The organism is Variovorax sp. F042, from assembly GCF_057814215.1.
Window position 1 is genome coordinate 1 of the sequence record NZ_JBVASX010000035.1, and the last position, 690, is coordinate 690.

The 690-nt window shown below is 65.4% G+C and carries 1 protein-coding gene; it reads right to left on the reverse strand.

Going from position 1 to position 690, the window contains the following annotated elements:
- On the reverse strand, positions 1–690 hold a 690-nt coding region (locus tag ACZYSP_RS35270; protein ID WP_489019189.1), incomplete at both ends, for an AMP-binding protein.

Here is a 690-nt window from a genome sequence, read left to right on the forward strand (position 1 = left end):
TGAACAGGGCTTGATGGCGAATGGCTGCACCCTTGGGGCGGCCTGTGGAGCCTGAGGTGTAGATGACGTAGGCCAGGTGTTCGCCGTGCAGGCTGACTTGCGGATCGGCCTCGGACTCGGACGCTGTATCGAGGGTGTCGAGTTCCAGCACCTGCAATGCGTCGACACCGGGGATGAGATCTCGCAGGTGGCTCTGGGTCAGCAGCAATGCGATGCCGCTGTCTTCGACCATGTAGGAAAGGCGGTCTGCGGGGTACTCGGGGTCCAGGGGAACGTAGGCGCCGCCTGCCTTGAGCACTGCAAGGATGCCCACCATCATCTCGGTGGAGCGCTCCACGCAGATGCCTACCAGCACATCGGGGCCTACGCCCATGCCGATCAGGCGGTGGGCAAGGCGATTCGCACGGGCATTGAGTTCCGAATAGCTCAGGGCTTCATCGCCGAAGACCAAAGCGGGCGCCTGCGGCTTCGACTTCGCGTGCGCCTCGATCTGGCGATGCACGGGTTGTGCGCCTTCGTGGCGGCGCGGGTTCTCGCTCCACGCCACAAGCTGCGCGCGCTCCGCCGCACCCACCAGCGCCACATCGCCCACTGCCAGCTCAGGCTGGGCAGTCAATGCCTCCAGCACCGCCACGTAGTGCCCCGCCATCCGCTCGATCGTCTCCCGATCGAACAGCTCCGCCGCGTAGA